Source organism: Simplicispira metamorpha (assembly GCF_004341365.1).
Taxonomy (GTDB): domain Bacteria; phylum Pseudomonadota; class Gammaproteobacteria; order Burkholderiales; family Burkholderiaceae_C; genus Simplicispira; species Simplicispira metamorpha.
Window position 1 is genome coordinate 1 of the sequence record NZ_SLXH01000045.1, and the last position, 13977, is coordinate 13977.

The window sequence follows — 13977 nt, forward strand, 5'->3', positions numbered from 1 at the left end:
TTTGCAGAAATCGCCCAAAAAGGTGCAGCAGTTTTTTGGGAAGGATTCTGTCAAATATGCCGCTTGATTCAAGTTGTTTTATTTCTAGTCAATAAACCGTCTCTGTTGCCCAGAAATTTTAGAGGGATAGTATGTTTGACTACTTAGATGGTGGTGATGATAATAATGATAAATATCAAGAAAGATATGAAGATTTGCTTAGAAGGCTATCTAAGGCCTTAGACCGTAAGCACTTTTATTCTATAGAGAATTTATCCTTCTCGGCGCTCTCAAAAATTTCCATCTGGCATGAAAAAGAGCAAGAAAGAGTCAAGGACTGGTTTAACGATGAAAGCCACAAAAGTATATCAGTAGATTTATCTTCAATATTAAATTCAGAAAAACCAGACAGGGAAAAGGCAGCAAAGTGGCTTGATGAAAACCTTGGACGCATTGATTTAAACGTTTTGATGCAGCTGGTGGCTGATACAAGAGTCAGAGCAGTCTCCGACTCGATGCGAGCAAAAACTGAAAAAAGGGTTAAGCGTACGGCAAAAAAACATAAAGTTTTGGCCTGGAGGTGGCTCACGATAGAAGCTAGAATGAACGTTGATAAATACGAAGATAGCTCCCGGGGAGTAAATCCAAAGAAATACTCTAAAAATTCAGCCACACCAATACTTGCCGAAGAGTTTAATATATCAGAGAAACATATTAGAGATGCTTATCTTACAAGCGTCGAATCTAACAAGGAAATTTTCCCGCAAGGAGTTAGTGAGGCAAGAAAGAATGTTAGGTTAAAAAAATTTCCGCCTGAAATATATGACGATTTGATAAATTTAATAACGCGGTAATAATGCATGGGCTTGTGCAACAACGCCCAACTAGGATGCCTTCAGCCTCTACAAAAGCGTCTGTACCATCGCCCCAAGTGCAGTAGAAAGTACCAGATGGCCGCTACATAGACGGCACAAGCTTACTGTCTTTCTGTCTGTTGCTGCTTGCTGCCCCTGCCCAATGCGAACCGATAGCGCAAACCAGGACACGTTCTTGCGAACCACACGGTCAGTGAACCAGAAGATTCTGGTTTCAAAGGGAGCTTCAGGAAAAAAGGGCGCAATAGCATTTAATGCCATTGCGCCCTGAGAGGTTTGCATGAATGAACAACGCGTGGATTTAATGCAATTCATCACCCCACGATAGTTGCAACCAATACCTGCTAAATCTTTAACTCAAATAAAGCTCGGGCAATCCAAAAGCCCAAAATCAATGAAGGCAAGGTTTTTCCTTCTCTATCAGCTTATGCAGCTCTACGTTACTAGGGTACTTCCCTTTGAAAATTCCTATGGCTTCGCAGCGTGCTTTCAGAGAAAGCCAAGCACTGTAAACAGTAGTCTTTGTAGACAACTCCTCAGCAATCATGGCTTCCACCTCATCAGACCATGCTCCACAGGTAGGATGAAGCCCTTCAGATTTAACCCATGCAACAAAAATGAGGGCTCCTCTGACCATTTTCCACTGACCGCCTGCCCTACGAGAAATTTTCGATAGCTCTTGGTCGTTTTCCAACTGCTGCTCTACGAGTGCTTGCGCGCAATCGGGGTCACAATTTTCAGACAAATTTGAGTAGAACTCGATAGTTTTAGAGTACAGAGATTCCCTGTAAATAAAACTCTCCTTGCCAACTCGAACACCAATGTGGCTATTTGCTGGCAAGTGAACCTCACCACCGTACTGTAGCCAAATTGCAGGAACGTCTAGCACACGAGCGATTCTTGTGATTTCGTCTGACGATTGTGATTTTTCACCCCGCAAACGAATCACATCACAATCTGCCCTTATGAGGTCTTCAACGTCAGCCTCGTTCAGCCTCTTGTAGTCCTTGGCAATGCAAAGCCGCTCCTCAAATGTTAGGTCATTTGCTTCGGCTCTTTTTGCCTTTGCATTCACCGCCTTTTCCAAGTCATCAATTTTTTCTGCACAGTAGCTCTTTGCAGTGCCGCTTTGCTGTGAAATGCTTCCGGCTTGGATTTCATGAGGCTCCAAGTTAAGAATTTGCTTGTCGCTGACAAACGAAAGCATTTTTTCTACGTACTTGGAAGCCGTGTTTTCATCAAAATAGCTCATCGTATACCTCTTGCCTCTAAAGTTGAATTTCATTCCTTACTGGTGGGTCAGGCACACTGCCTTGCTTAATATTTCCTGCGAAAATCAAGTCATGCAATTTAGTATAGGAAGGCAAGCAACCATTTTGATAAGTATTTGTAGGGATAAGCAGTTATGGTGAAACAGAAGAATTCTTGCAAGAGAACAACACTTCCCCAATTGACGTGCAACGGACTTGGTTGCAAGAGAAAGGTGCTGTAGGTTGTACGGCAGTGCAGTTATATGCACGTGTCATAATGTTGCACAGCTGCGCGTAAAGCGTATAAGCTGAAACAGCATGACAAACGCCAAGGTTCTAAATATATTGGCCAGAGATGCAACAGAAACTCATGCAGTGACAATGCACAGCGACTGCGGCATCACCCGCAACCACTCACCGGTACAGCACACAAGGTGCATGGCTTCTCACCATGAGTGGCACACCGGCAAACAAGGGGTAGTGCACAGACACTCACCCGCGTGTCTCGAGGCTCAAGTTGGCTGATTTTTTATAAGATGAAGCGGCACTGTAAGTACGCTGTGCCAACCCGATGCGAAGGCTGGATACAGCCCGTTCAGAGCGGCTTTTGTATCGAATCAGACGCGTGTTTGGCAATTCACAGGCCAGATACGTCACCACAAAATGGGCTGATGCGGTGTATGAACAGGAACCCAATAGTGGCTCAAAAAGCTGCCATGTATGTGGCCATCCAGCGAACTTTCAGGCTCCTACCGATTCACTGAGAATGCCCCGTTTTGAGGTTGTTGATGGAGGCAAATACCTTCAAAAATGGCTCTAAAAATCAGTAGGGTTCCTGACCTCTCCGACGTTAAGAGGAGTCATATGGGTACCCCGACCTCTCCGACCTTACAAGAGCATCTCTTGATGCCTATTCCTTTTTTATCTGGCACCGGGCTTCCAGTGACGCGAAGGAGTTGGCAGTTCGGGGGTACCCATACGAGTCGGCTAGCGGGCTAAAGTGCTGCGCAACACACGGCCAAGCTTGCCAAACCCTTGGTTAAATCATTGCCTCCAGGATGCATGGGGGCTCCTCAAAACAACCAGAGGTGAGCGAGAGCGGTGGACGACTGTTAAGCGCCCTTTTGCTGATGCCCCACCGACCATGCACGTGTGGGATTTACCCGCCCCTTCCAACCTCATGGGCCAGGATGTGGCTTCCATGGATATGGCAAAGCTGTACCGTTCTGATGCGATGTGTGCCCCTAGAGACTGCGACCAGCTTGCTGCGCCAGGTACGCCAGCGGCACCAAGCCTGCATCCCCGAAGTCATATCTGGGTTGCGATACAGGAATTGCGCCGCAGCAAACTCAAGCTGGTGGCCACCGCTGAAGTCACAACGTGATGAAGATGCACCCCAGTGCATTCATCTCTGTAGAGCATGAAACGCCTGTACTTTCACCACGGTGTGACGCTCACGCCTTGAAAAGGCGTGGCGCTCAGGACTTCTTGACCGTCGTGGCCTTGGCGACCACGTCGGTCACCACAGCATTGCCTTGTGCGAAGGCCTTTTGCGCCATGTCCTGAGCAGTCTTCATGGCCTGCTCGCCGACGCTGCTGGCTTGCGTGAATGCAGCCATCATTGCTTCGGTGCCGGCGGGGGCGTTCTTGACGGCGTTGTTCATCATCTCGCCAAAGGCTTTTTGTGTGGTGGAGAACTTGCCTTCAGAGACTTTTCCCAGCGCTGCGCCGGTCTCGGCTGCAATTTGCATCACTGTTTGGCCGTATTCGGCGGCTTTGGCAGCCATGGGCTGCAGACGTTTGGCATGGGCCGCCAAGGCTTCTTGGGGCGACTGGGCTGCGGCCATTTCCTTGAGCGTGTCCAGGCTGTCGCTCAGTGCTGCTTTGCTGGCAGCCAGGTTAGCTTGGGCCAGCTTCTCGAAGCCGGTATAGGCGGTTTGGGCCATCTGGCTCATTTCTTCGGCAGCGGCTTTACCGGCATTGGCGATTTTTTCGTTATTGAGTGTGTTCATGGTGAAACCTTCCAGAGGGCCTGCCCGAAAACCTGAAGGTGACTTAGAGCGTGTTATGAACTTCTGTGCAAGTCATTGATTTTATTGAAGAATTCCACGATTTCCACTTTTGAAAAAACGTGCGTAAGTGCTTATCACAAAAGAGAATTTTTCAAAGTTCATAACACGCTCTAGTCACCTACTGCAAACCCAATCTAAAGGCCAAAACATTGTAGAAACCATTGACGAATGGACTGAGGGGTGCAAGGCTAAGGGGGGAGGTAGCCTCGACGCAATCGAAGTTGCTAAATGCTTCTTCATGCCAATGCTTTGCACACGCTTGATAGAAAGATGGCAGCCCTAGAGCGTACCGTCTCGTCTTGCCAATCTTCGATTGGTGCAATTGAGTTCGCAGTGCTCATCCCTCGCCGTGTGTCAACTACGCCCCACGGTTTTGATGAGTGAGGCCGCTTTATCCGGAACCTCCCACATCGACACCAACTGATAGCCCCGTTTCAGCCTCTGCTTGTGAAGGGTGACCAGCTCCCCAACCGCGGCATCTTTTGAGGGCAAGGCCAGATGCCGCAAAGCACCCAGACGGTTACGCAGTCCTCCGCGTGAGGTGCTAAGAACCCAGTCACCGAAAAGGTCTTGCTGCAAAAAAACTTCGTAGTAGCGGGTAGCGGACTCCCAACGAATGCGCATGGCCCTCTCTTGCATTCAAAAATGTAAGCGTACAGCCAAGTGCCAACTTGACTCTTATTAGTTTCAGGTAGAGGCAGCGTTTATTCCTGGTCTCCAACGTTGGTGCATCAAGCTGGCGAAATCAGCACGTTTGGTATGACTTTTTACGTGTCATGATGCTCGAATGCGGTCTTCCATCAACATGGAGTCGCAGTTCGTTGGTATGAGCACGTTCGCTATAGCGTAGCGAGTGTGCAAAGGGCCAGTTCTCGGCACAGTTGTTGTCGCTTAGTCACTCTGAACATCTTCGGAAGAAATTTCGACGAAATGCTCACGAGATACACAGACGTATACACATGAAACCACCAAACCAAAACGAAATCATCAATAATATTTCATTGAGGATAAATGCTGCCAAAAATCAAGAAGAACTCGCAGAAATACTGCGGCAGATTAAGAAAGAAGATGAAGAAAATATACTAATTCACCTTGAGCCTTATTCTTATGATTGGTGTGACCAACTGCTGAACTTTAGGGGCTCTACCGAGCGACTTTCTAGACTATTGGATTCCGCCTCAGAGATTACGACTGACGACTTTTTGAAATTGCTTGGAAAGTACTGGGAGGTCATGGATGACATTGGCTTGCATATCGATGAGCTACGCGATGCCCTATTTGATATCCATCAAATAGAATATGGCCCTCTCTATACGATGATGGACCCGGAAGAAGTTGAAGTTTTTGATGATTTGCCAGAGAACTTGACTGTTTACCGAGGTTGCTATGAAAACAATAAATTTGGATACAGCTGGTCTCTGAAGCGAAATGTAGCTGAAGCATTCCCATTTTTGAGACGTTATAGGCAACTAGGCAAACCAATTCTCGTTACTGCGCAGATTGAAAAAAGCGAGGCGGCTGCGCTCAAGCTCGGACGACAAGAAGAAGAGATTATTCTGTTCAAACCTCCTAAGAATTTTACCGTGACAGAATTAAAGCGAAAAAAGGCTTCTGGCAAGGAATAACCTCCCTTCTGGTCTAATTACAAGCTTGTTTGCGAACCACTTTACGTCGTTAGACGTGGTTTCCGAAAAATTCTGCACCCGTCCAGTTTGAGCTGGTAAGGGTGCCCAGGGAATATTTTCTCGCCCTGTGCCCCTCACTTGGGGGCATGGCGTGTCTATACACAGATTCATTTACTCGTTTTGAATCTGATATGCAAACACCCTCAACAATGGACGCCAGCATTGGCTTTTCTGTTTCTCTCAAGCTCAACAAAACCAGCGTCATGCTGTACCGCAATGGCTACCGCAAGGCCACTGACGGCGGCCACGGCGCCTCCACGCAAACGTACCTGTGCTCCTTTTCCAGGGAATGCACTGACATCCCACCAGAATTTGAGGAGAAGCTGCGGCAGGCGACTGCCGGCAACCCAAAGCGCTACGCCACCATCATGGAGAAAATCCGCACCGACGTGCTGGAGCCCGCCAGAAAAAAGGCGCAGGAGCAGCAATTCAAAGCGCAAGAAGAGCGAGTGAAAGGCAGTCTCTCGTTTGCCCTCCAGCAAATCGAATCAGCAGCCTCCTGTGGGAACCGTGACGCCATCTTGGCCAATGAAGAAATTCAGCAGGCTCTTAGACGGGTGGAGAGGGGCGCGAAGAACTTGCTGGTGGAGCCCAAAGCTCTCCAAGTAGCGGCAGACGCACAAGGACAGGACGCCCCCTCCCCCGAGCGGGAAGTTATTGGTCTACTGGAGACCATCAATCAAGCCTGCACTCGGCTCAAAGCCATCATGCCATTTGACGGCGGATTCTTTGCGCGGAATCATCAATTTGACAAAGCAACCGTCGAGCTGGTTCAGCAAATGTGGTTCAGAGTACAACATGCCCATGACGCGCTCACCATGCATAAACAGCTACATCGCCCCAAAAATTGGACAAGGATGCAAAAAGAAGTCATGGGACTGTTGGACAGGTGAGTGCAGCAGCAGCTACGACCACTCTCCGGGTTAGACGGATTGGTGAGTCATCCGTATCACCGGTCAAGCCAGATAGTGAATAACTTCTCACCGTGGGTTTTGTACCGGTGAACAAGAGACGGTGTAAACAAAACTCACCAGCGTGAGCACCCCAAGAACGTCATTGGTTCATCCGTCGGCCTCACACATCAGCAGTTCCCTTCTGGGGGTGGGTTATTCAGCAGGGTTTTGGCCCTCTGAGCGCTTTGCCTGTCGCACCCGCAAGCTTGCTACCGCAGGGTGACCTTCAAAGTGGGTGAGTAATTTGACCTTCATTTGTGTGGTGATACTGGAGCGCTCCACCATAGTGGGCCAGACATTCACAGCTGCCTGCGCACAGCGGCGCAGCACCGCCTGAGCAGGCTTCTCTGGAATGTTCAGCAAAGCGCAAAACTTGCGCAAAATCATCGGCGTCAACTGTTGGTATCCCGATGCCGCTTGCACAGTGCCCGCTCTGACCTTGGGCTTCAAAGCCTCGCCAGAGGGACGAGGCAGCAAAGGCAGTGCATGTCCTTTGTGCGGCCCATAAGCTGCATACCCAACGATATCGTAGGCACCAGGCAAATCAGGCGTTCTCCCATCGGGGTAACGGATGCCGATGTTTTTCAAGTGCATGTCAGAGTTGCCCAGCATTTCGTTGACCAGCAAGCGGCGCAGCAACTCATGCACGCCTGGCTCACCAACCAGCTGCAGCAAAACCGCTGCAACCTGGGTGTAGTCGCCCTGGGTGTATTTGTCCTCTGGCCAAACACCCAGTACCTGGCAGAAATCTTCACACTGCACCCGCCCTGGTTGGTCTCGGTCATAGCGGTGCACTGCCAGAAACTGGGTGGTCGTGTCCGTATCCCCCAAATCATAGCCATGCTCGGCTTGCAGCATGCCCAGCGGCACCAGCTCAGCATCGCACACGTGAACCCCTGCGGCCTTGGCCATTTCCAGGGACAAGGCCTCCAATTCCGGCAACCGCGGATAGCCAACCACAGGCAACTTGGCAATGAGGTGCGTGTCACCGAGTTTGGTTCTGGCCACATAACGGCCATCCGATTTGCTGACGGCCAACTTCGGCTGGACTCCAGAGAGAGAAACCCCTTGCGGCATCGGGAGAGCAGTCATGCCAAGCTCCAGGGCATCTTGTTCCTGGGTCACATAGCGCTGCAACTGCGCTGGGCTCAGCTCCACTGGCAAGGCATACACATTGCCCGGCAGGTCTTTGCCGCAGGCCGCCAGCATCTCGAAATGGTCTTTGGGATGGCATCCCCGAAGCTGGGCCACGTGGTCTCGAAACACACCTTCTGGCAGTAGGTTCTGAAAGAACGCCGGCAGCAGCCAGCCATTCGTTGCCGAGTGCTTGCCGTTGAGCAAGGTAGATGTGTAGTCCTGCCACAGCAGACGCTGCTGGGAAGGCTCGGCTGCCAGCAAGGAAGCACTCAACACCGGAGCATTCTCACGCTCTGCAAAGTGCTTATCGGCCACAAACCGCTGTGTAACAGCATCTTCAGCCAAGGCATATCGGAGCAGTATGCCAATACGGTGAGCAGATGTTGTATCCCCCAGGAAGATGCCCAGCGCTTTAATCTGCATGGTCGGCACCTCTCTCTTTCAATGCATTAAGAGCCGCTTGGACCTTGGATTCCACCACCGGCTCAGTGGTTAGTGATTGGCCAGCCTGCACCGCAGCAGCACTCTCCTTGGGAACCAGCACCATCTCCAGTCCCAAGCGGTCGACTATGGCGAACAAGGAGCTGAGTTTGAAATCGTGCTCACCGCTCAGAATCAACTGCAGGGTACGCGCAGACAGGCCAGCTTCACGCACCAGACGGACTTGAGGCATCTTCTGGCGCTTCATGGTCTGCTTCAAAAGGGAAGCTACGGCTTGGTGGGTTTTCATGCTAACAAAGTATATATTTTTCTTTTTTTGCTACTTTAATAAGTAACCTTGCGAAACCATCGTGGATTCTTGGTCGGCGCGACAATTTTTCGCCATGACCGACACAGCCCGCACCCCAACTCGCTCATCTTCAGACCTCGTTGACTCACCGCAGGCCAGCGCAGTGTCTATGCCTGCTGGCAGCGCCCGCCCCTCCAAACTTCTGGGCAAGCCTCTGGAGGCACACGAGATTCTCACGATGCAAGAGATGGCTGCACGCCCCCTATGCGGACTTTCGCCGCCGTGCCTTGGGCTTGCTGGCTTTGCAGCGAGGCCACAAGGTGGCGCATATTTGTGAGCTACTGCAAGTGAGTGACCAGCCGGTGTACAACTGGGCCAAAAGCTACAGAACCCAAGGGCTTGCAGGCATACTAGATGGTCACAAAGGGGGTGCACCACGCAAACTCAGCGACAAGCTGGTGGACGCGGCAGTACAAATTGCCCAGCAGTTGCACCAGCGCTATCTCGATGCACCCAGCTTCAGTCTGGAGCGCCTGTCGGTGTGGCTCAAAAAACGGGGCCTGAGCTACAAAAGGGGGCGCAGGTCGCTGAAAAAAGCGCGATGCCAATGAATTTGAGCGCGTAGGCCAAGGCTTGGCCAAGCTCAGGCAAGCGGCTCTCGATGGCGTGGTCGAGTTGTTGTACGTTTTTGAGACAAGGCTCATCCTAATGCAGTCAAGACTATCGGTTGCCAGCGCGTCACTCCACCAGAACCAGCATATTGCGGCCGTTCTTCTTTGCCTCATACATGGCGGTGTCGGCACGTGCCATGACCTGGTCAAACTCCTCACCCTGCTCTACCAGCGCAACACCAATGCTGAGCGACGTGTTCACCTCAGCGTGTCCCACTGGAATCGGACGTTCGGCGGCTTGACGAATTTTTTCTTCAATCTGACGGGCATCTTCCACTGCGTGAATCCCGCCGAGAATCACCAAAAGCTCGTCACCGCCCATGCGAGCGCAGACGTCGTTGCTGCCCACGCAGGCACGGATGCGGTTCGCGAGCGCCCGCAGTGCCTCATCACCTGCGGCGTGGCCGTAGGTGTCGTTGATGGACTTGAAGCGGTCCACATCACAAAACAGCACGGCACGGCCTCCCCCCAGGCGCCGTTGGGATGGTCGCTCGGCAAAGCGGGGCAACGTTTCAGTTTCTGCCGTACACAATTTAGCTACGCCCACTGCGTAGAAGGGATGCCACCTAATTGCGTTCGTGTCTGCTTGGCGCCGTCAAGGTCAAACCACAGTTATTGTATTGACAATAGCTACACATCCATTTAAGATGTATAGCTATTCGATACACAAATTGGAATTTTGTCATGCGTGATGCTGCCATCAATCTCAGAGCCCGGCCCGACCAACGAGACCTGATTGACCAAGCGGCCGCAGTACTGGGAAAGAACCGGTCCGACTTTATGCTTGAGGCAGCATGCGAGCGAGCACGAGCTGTAGTTCTCGACCAAGTGTTCTTCAGCCTGGATGCCGAGAAATTTAAGCAATTCACTGAAATGCTCGATGCGCCTGCGGTTCCAAATGCCGACCTAAATCGATTGATGGGCGTACAAGCCCCCTGGGCTGAGCTGGCCAACTAACCATGAGGTTGTCTGCTCCAGAGCCCCTGCGCGCTGACCATGACCTAAGCACCTTTGAATGTGGTGAACCCAGTCTGGACGACTGGTTGCGGCGCCGTGCACTGACCAACCAACTCAACGGGGCCAGCCGTACTTTTGTAGTGCTGGACGACACACCCAGAGTAATGGGTTATTACGCGCTGGCTGTAGGGGCGGTCTCCCACGAACGTGCAACGGGCGGCGTTCGCCGCAACATGCCAGACCCCATTCCGGTACTGGTGCTAGGCAGGCTTGCTGTCGCGCATGCTGCACAGGGGCAACGATTGGGAGCAGCCTTGCTGAAGGATGCGGTTCTGCGGGCCATGGTGGTCTCAGAAAACGCGGGCGTTCGTGCTCTGCTCGTGCATGCGCTGAACGACAACGCAAAGGCGTTCTATGAGCACTACGGATTTCAGCCATCCCCGATGGACCCGATGACACTTATGCTGCGCTTGCAAGGCCATAAATCAGCGCGTTAGCTGAGCACAAACTAGCCACAAATCACGTGTGACTTTGCGGCTATCCTGTCCATGAAAAGTGCTTTCTGATTGAACTTTGGCGATTGACAAACGAAATAAACTGTAATGGCTGTTTTCGCAATTTAAAAACGTCAACTTAGCAGTGAGTTGGCAATCTATTTAGTAGAAGGAGCCGACGAACTGAGTTTTTCCATAAGGTCTTTGACTTGGCGTTCTAGCGCGTCCACCTGACCCGCGTAACGTGCTGCTTCTTCCATGGCCTTCTCGGCCTTCTCTGTCTGGGCCGCACACTGCTGACCAGCAACCTGGGCTCCAGCCTCAGCCGCCAGAAGAAAGAAACAAAGAAACAAATTAACTTTCACGAAAATGGGCAAGCTCAGTAGACGTATTCAACGTCAAAAGACACCGGGGCTGGTGACCTGGTCCGAACTGAAAGCCCGGTTTCTGTTGAGCTCCGACTTGCAAGAACGCACGACTGGGTTCAGCCGGTGCGAGGTAAGCGAGGAAACCTCGGCATACCGGAGTAGTTGACTCGTGGTAAATTGTCGGCAGGTCGAAAGACCAGGTGCTTGAAAACACCTTCAGTAGCGCGGTTGCAACCCCCACCGGAAAGCGGGGTTTTGTCACGTCTGAGTTTTTTGGGCGGGATGGGTCACACCGCAAGGCTGGCCGCACGACGTTACTCGTGTTTTCAACATCCCGTCCACCCGCTGCGCTTGAAAACGCAGTGTGTGGGTTCTGAGTCTCGTAACGGAGCCCCTCCATGGCACACGTCAATACTTCTGCGTCTTCGCCTGCGTACTCTCCAGCGCCTTCATCCTCCAGCGGCAGAGACCTTCTCGATGAGATTTACGCTCTGAGCGATAGCACCATCTTGCACCAACGGGCTATCAATAACTTGTCAGAAGCACTCGATATTCTGCGCAACAGCCCCACGACCAGCGCAAACCTGCAGTACGCCTATGGGCGCAGTGTGACGGGCGTCGCAGCCATCAAACGTCTCAGAGCCCTGCAGTTTGAGGCAGGAGATACAGCCCTGTGCAGGGGGGCTGCGGAAAAAGAGAATCCTCGTACTGAAAGTACCAGCCGGGGTGTTTGCTATCCCCCTGTTGTCACCCAGAAAAGACGCCGCCGCCGTTACTTCGAGAGCGCTTACAAGCGAAAAGTCGCCCAAATGGTGCGCGAGCATGCGCTGCCCATCGACATCGTGTGTCGCGAACTGAACTTGAACGCAAGTCTTCTGCGCCGCTGGCTCCAGGAGTTCGATGTTGAACAAGCTCTCGGCAGTGCTGTGCCTCAGCCCATCCTCTCGGCAGCGGAAAGCGCTCGCGCGCCACAAGAGCTTTTGCAGCAAACACAGGCTGACAACCAGCTGCTCAAAAAACTCTTGGCCGTGTTTGTGCGCGAAATTACCCACGTAGCTGCCCTCCAGGAAAAAGGCGAGTAGCGGTATCCAAGGGTGCGTGCGTCCTCCATCCTGTCTACAGACATCGATGCCCCCCCGGTATGAGTGCCGGGGTTTCGCGCGCAACCTGGTGAAATCTCTACAGCTGCCCAACTGCCAGAATAGGGCCATGCACATCTTGGACTTCCACGCACCTGACTGCGTACACGGCTGGTCGGCCATCGATGACCGGGTCATGGGGGGCGTATCCACCAGTCAGCTGGTGTTTCATCCCGAGGGCCATGCCGTTTTTACAGGGGTGATGTCCACCGACAATGGTGGTGGATTTGCCTCCGTGCGCCACCCTGCGATTTCCTTGGGGGATGCGGGTACGGTCGGCTATGGCTTGCAAGTCAGGGGGGACGGCAAGCGCTACAAGTTCAACCTGCGCATGGACGCTGGTCTGGACGGCATCAACTACCAGGCAGTGTTCGAGCCACCTGGCGGCGTCTGGGTCGATATCGTGCTGCCACTGCATGCCTTCAGTGCCCGCTACCGAGGGCAGCCCGTACCGGGGGCTGCGCCACTCTCCCCACAGCAGGTGTGCCAAGTGGGATGGATGGTGGCGGACCGGCAAACCGGACCCTTCGAGTTGGCCATTCGCCGAGTGACTTGTCTGGAGCAATTACCTGCGGCTGGGTAGCTTCGCGGCACCGTATCGCTATGCTCAGCGCATGAACCCCAGAACCCTTGGCCATGTTTGGGTCGCCTTGCAGTTTGCCCTCTTGTCGGCCTTGGCCGTTCTTTGCTTGCTGCAGGCGCGACAGTCCTTGCCCGGGGCGTTGAGCGTCGGGCTGTGGCTGGCCAGTGCACTGCTGGGGATTTTGACGCTGTGGGTCAATCGCCCGGGAAATTTCAATGTCCACCCCGAGCCCCATCCTGACGGGCGACTGGTGCAAGAGGGTCCTTACCGCTGGGTGCGGCACCCGATGTACGGCGCTGTCTTGTTGTTTGCGGCGGGTGCTGCCGCCTGGCTGGCCAATACCTTGGGTCTGGTGCTGTGGCTGGCTCTCTTGGCGGTTCTGATGGCCAAGGCCCACCTGGAAGAGCAGTGGCTGCTCAAGCACTACCCCACTTACGCCAACTACCGCTTGCGCACCTGGCGGCTGATACCCTGGATTTACTGAACCACACCATGACCAAGCCACTGTCCGCATTGCCCGCCGCCGCACCCGAACATTTCCGCGTGCCGGACCCCGAGCGTCTGGCCAACCCCATTCGCTCGAGCCATCAGCCTCGCATCCTGCTGCTGTACGGGTCGCTGCGTGAGCGCTCCTTCAGTCGCTTGTTGGTCGAAGAAGCCCAGCGACTGCTGCAAGCCATGGGCGCAGAAACCAAAGTCTTCAACCCCAGCGGATTGCCGCTGCCAGACGACGCCCCTGATACCCACCCTAAGGTGCAGGAGCTGCGTAGCCTGGCCCAGTGGGCCGAAGGCATGGTGTGGTGCTCACCCGAGCGGCATGGAGCCATGACGGGCATCATGAAGACGCAGATTGACTGGATTCCCCTGTCTACAGGCGCGGTGCGACCCACACAGGGCAAGACGCTGGCGGTGATGCAGGTCTGCGGGGGCAGTCAGTCCTTCAATGCCGTCAACCAGATGCGGGTGCTGGGGCGCTGGATGCGCATGCTGGGGTCGCCTCAGAACTCGGAATTTAAAGCACGCTAAGCCGGTTTCAGCTGGCGTAGCGGCTTGAACTTGCCTGCGCCGAGCCAGAGGCAGGCAA

General features: G+C 53.0%; 16 protein-coding genes and 1 pseudogene. 10 read left to right on the top strand and 7 right to left on the bottom strand.

Features of this window, described 5'->3' with window-relative positions; all coding sequences use genetic code 11:
* Window positions 1-131 precede the first annotated feature (131 nt).
* Window positions 132-833 (top strand): hypothetical protein, encoded by a 702-nt coding sequence (locus EV674_RS16630; protein WP_132750488.1) that lies wholly within the window; start codon window positions 132-134, stop codon window positions 831-833.
* Between the two features lie 412 nt (window positions 834-1245).
* On the opposite strand, the gene EV674_RS16635 is transcribed toward EV674_RS16630, so the two are convergent.
* From EV674_RS16635 to EV674_RS16650, 3 genes are all read right to left on the bottom strand, one after another.
* Entirely contained in the window at window positions 1246-2106 is an 861-nt protein-coding gene (locus EV674_RS16635; protein WP_132750489.1) for a hypothetical protein, read from the bottom strand.
* Between the two features lie 1476 nt (window positions 2107-3582).
* Window positions 3583-4116, bottom strand: a complete 534-nt coding sequence (locus EV674_RS16645; RefSeq protein WP_119014819.1) for a phasin family protein — start codon at window positions 4114-4116, stop codon at window positions 3583-3585.
* 414 nt (window positions 4117-4530) lie between these two features.
* Entirely contained in the window at window positions 4531-4800 is a 270-nt protein-coding gene (locus EV674_RS16650) for a WGR domain-containing protein (protein WP_193552729.1), read from the bottom strand.
* Between the two features lie 335 nt (window positions 4801-5135).
* On the opposite strand from EV674_RS16650, the gene EV674_RS16655 reads away from it, so the two are divergent.
* A complete protein-coding gene (locus EV674_RS16655) occupies window positions 5136-5801 on the top strand; it encodes a hypothetical protein (RefSeq protein ID WP_132750491.1) in 666 nt (221 codons plus the stop codon).
* 191 nt (window positions 5802-5992) lie between these two features.
* Entirely contained in the window at window positions 5993-6754 is a 762-nt protein-coding gene (locus EV674_RS16660; RefSeq protein ID WP_157983727.1) for a hypothetical protein, read from the top strand.
* Window positions 6755-6967: 213 nt separating this feature from the next.
* On the opposite strand, the gene EV674_RS16665 is transcribed toward EV674_RS16660, so the two are convergent.
* Both EV674_RS16665 and EV674_RS16670 read right to left on the bottom strand, forming a co-directional pair.
* Complete coding sequence (locus EV674_RS16665) at window positions 6968-8374, bottom strand: type II toxin-antitoxin system HipA family toxin (protein WP_119014816.1); 1407 nt, start codon at window positions 8372-8374, stop codon at window positions 6968-6970.
* Window positions 8364-8639: a hypothetical protein gene (locus EV674_RS16670; RefSeq protein ID WP_132750492.1), complete on the bottom strand. Its 276-nt coding sequence runs from the start codon at window positions 8637-8639 to the stop codon at window positions 8364-8366. Before EV674_RS16670 ends, EV674_RS16665 begins: the two co-directional genes overlap by 11 nt.
* Window positions 8640-8821: 182 nt before the next feature.
* Here EV674_RS16670 and EV674_RS18040 point away from each other — a divergent pair, with 182 nt between their 5' ends.
* On the top strand, window positions 8822-9292 hold the full coding sequence (locus EV674_RS18040; RefSeq protein WP_119014814.1) for a helix-turn-helix domain-containing protein: 471 nt from the start codon (window positions 8822-8824) through the stop codon (window positions 9290-9292).
* Window positions 9293-9419: 127 nt separating this feature from the next.
* On the opposite strand, the gene EV674_RS16680 is transcribed toward EV674_RS18040, so the two are convergent.
* Window positions 9420-9860: a GGDEF domain-containing protein gene (locus EV674_RS16680; RefSeq protein ID WP_165887112.1), complete on the bottom strand. Its 441-nt coding sequence runs from the start codon at window positions 9858-9860 to the stop codon at window positions 9420-9422.
* A 176-nt stretch (window positions 9861-10036) separates the two neighbouring features.
* On the opposite strand from EV674_RS16680, the gene EV674_RS16685 reads away from it, so the two are divergent.
* Together EV674_RS16685 and EV674_RS16690 are read left to right on the top strand one after the other, a co-directional pair.
* On the top strand, window positions 10037-10309 hold the full coding sequence (locus EV674_RS16685; protein ID WP_119014812.1) for a type II toxin-antitoxin system TacA family antitoxin: 273 nt from the start codon (window positions 10037-10039) through the stop codon (window positions 10307-10309).
* A 2-nt stretch (window positions 10310-10311) separates the two neighbouring features.
* Window positions 10312-10806, top strand: coding sequence for a GNAT family N-acetyltransferase (locus EV674_RS16690; protein ID WP_119014811.1), 495 nt, complete (start codon window positions 10312-10314; stop codon window positions 10804-10806).
* Between the two features lie 155 nt (window positions 10807-10961).
* On the opposite strand, the gene EV674_RS16695 is transcribed toward EV674_RS16690, so the two are convergent.
* Window positions 10962-11168, bottom strand: a complete 207-nt coding sequence (locus EV674_RS16695; protein ID WP_132750493.1) for a hypothetical protein — start codon at window positions 11166-11168, stop codon at window positions 10962-10964.
* 401 nt (window positions 11169-11569) lie between these two features.
* On the opposite strand from EV674_RS16695, the gene EV674_RS16700 reads away from it, so the two are divergent.
* From EV674_RS16700 to EV674_RS16715, 4 genes and pseudogenes are all read left to right on the top strand, one after another.
* Entirely contained in the window at window positions 11570-12253 is a 684-nt protein-coding gene (locus tag EV674_RS16700; protein WP_119014809.1) for a transposase, read from the top strand.
* A gap of 127 nt (window positions 12254-12380) precedes the next feature.
* Window positions 12381-12893 carry a CIA30 family protein gene (locus EV674_RS16705; RefSeq protein WP_165887113.1) on the top strand — a complete coding sequence of 171 codons (513 nt, stop codon included), beginning with the start codon at window positions 12381-12383 and terminating at the stop codon, window positions 12891-12893.
* A gap of 31 nt (window positions 12894-12924) precedes the next feature.
* A complete protein-coding gene (locus EV674_RS16710) occupies window positions 12925-13377 on the top strand; it encodes a methyltransferase family protein (protein WP_119014807.1) in 453 nt (150 codons plus the stop codon).
* A gap of 8 nt (window positions 13378-13385) precedes the next feature.
* Window positions 13386-13901, top strand: a pseudogene (locus EV674_RS16715) (NAD(P)H-dependent oxidoreductase); the annotation flags it as partial.
* Window positions 13902-13977: the final 76 nt, after the last annotated feature.

Bases quoted from the DNA above. Each gene is read 5' to 3' on its own strand.
- EV674_RS16630 (WP_132750488.1), top strand. From the start codon at position 132: ATGTTTGACTACTTAGATGGTGGTGATGATAATAATGATAAATATCAA.
- EV674_RS16635 (WP_132750489.1), bottom strand. From the start codon at position 2,106: ATGAGCTATTTTGATGAAAACACGGCTTCCAAGTACGTAGAAAAAATG.
- EV674_RS16645 (WP_119014819.1), bottom strand. From the start codon at position 4,116: ATGAACACACTCAATAACGAAAAAATCGCCAATGCCGGTAAAGCCGCT.
- EV674_RS16650 (WP_193552729.1), bottom strand. From the start codon at position 4,800: ATGCGCATTCGTTGGGAGTCCGCTACCCGCTACTACGAAGTTTTTTTG.
- EV674_RS16655 (WP_132750491.1), top strand. From the start codon at position 5,136: ATGAAACCACCAAACCAAAACGAAATCATCAATAATATTTCATTGAGG.
- EV674_RS16660 (WP_157983727.1), top strand. From the start codon at position 5,993: ATGCAAACACCCTCAACAATGGACGCCAGCATTGGCTTTTCTGTTTCT.
- EV674_RS16665 (WP_119014816.1), bottom strand. From the start codon at position 8,374: ATGCAGATTAAAGCGCTGGGCATCTTCCTGGGGGATACAACATCTGCT.
- EV674_RS16670 (WP_132750492.1), bottom strand. From the start codon at position 8,639: ATGAAGCGCCAGAAGATGCCTCAAGTCCGTCTGGTGCGTGAAGCTGGC.
- EV674_RS16685 (WP_119014812.1), top strand. From the start codon at position 10,037: ATGCGTGATGCTGCCATCAATCTCAGAGCCCGGCCCGACCAACGAGAC.
- EV674_RS16690 (WP_119014811.1), top strand. From the start codon at position 10,312: ATGAGGTTGTCTGCTCCAGAGCCCCTGCGCGCTGACCATGACCTAAGC.
- EV674_RS16700 (WP_119014809.1), top strand. From the start codon at position 11,570: ATGGCACACGTCAATACTTCTGCGTCTTCGCCTGCGTACTCTCCAGCG.
- EV674_RS16705 (WP_165887113.1), top strand. From the start codon at position 12,381: ATGCACATCTTGGACTTCCACGCACCTGACTGCGTACACGGCTGGTCG.
- EV674_RS16710 (WP_119014807.1), top strand. From the start codon at position 12,925: ATGAACCCCAGAACCCTTGGCCATGTTTGGGTCGCCTTGCAGTTTGCC.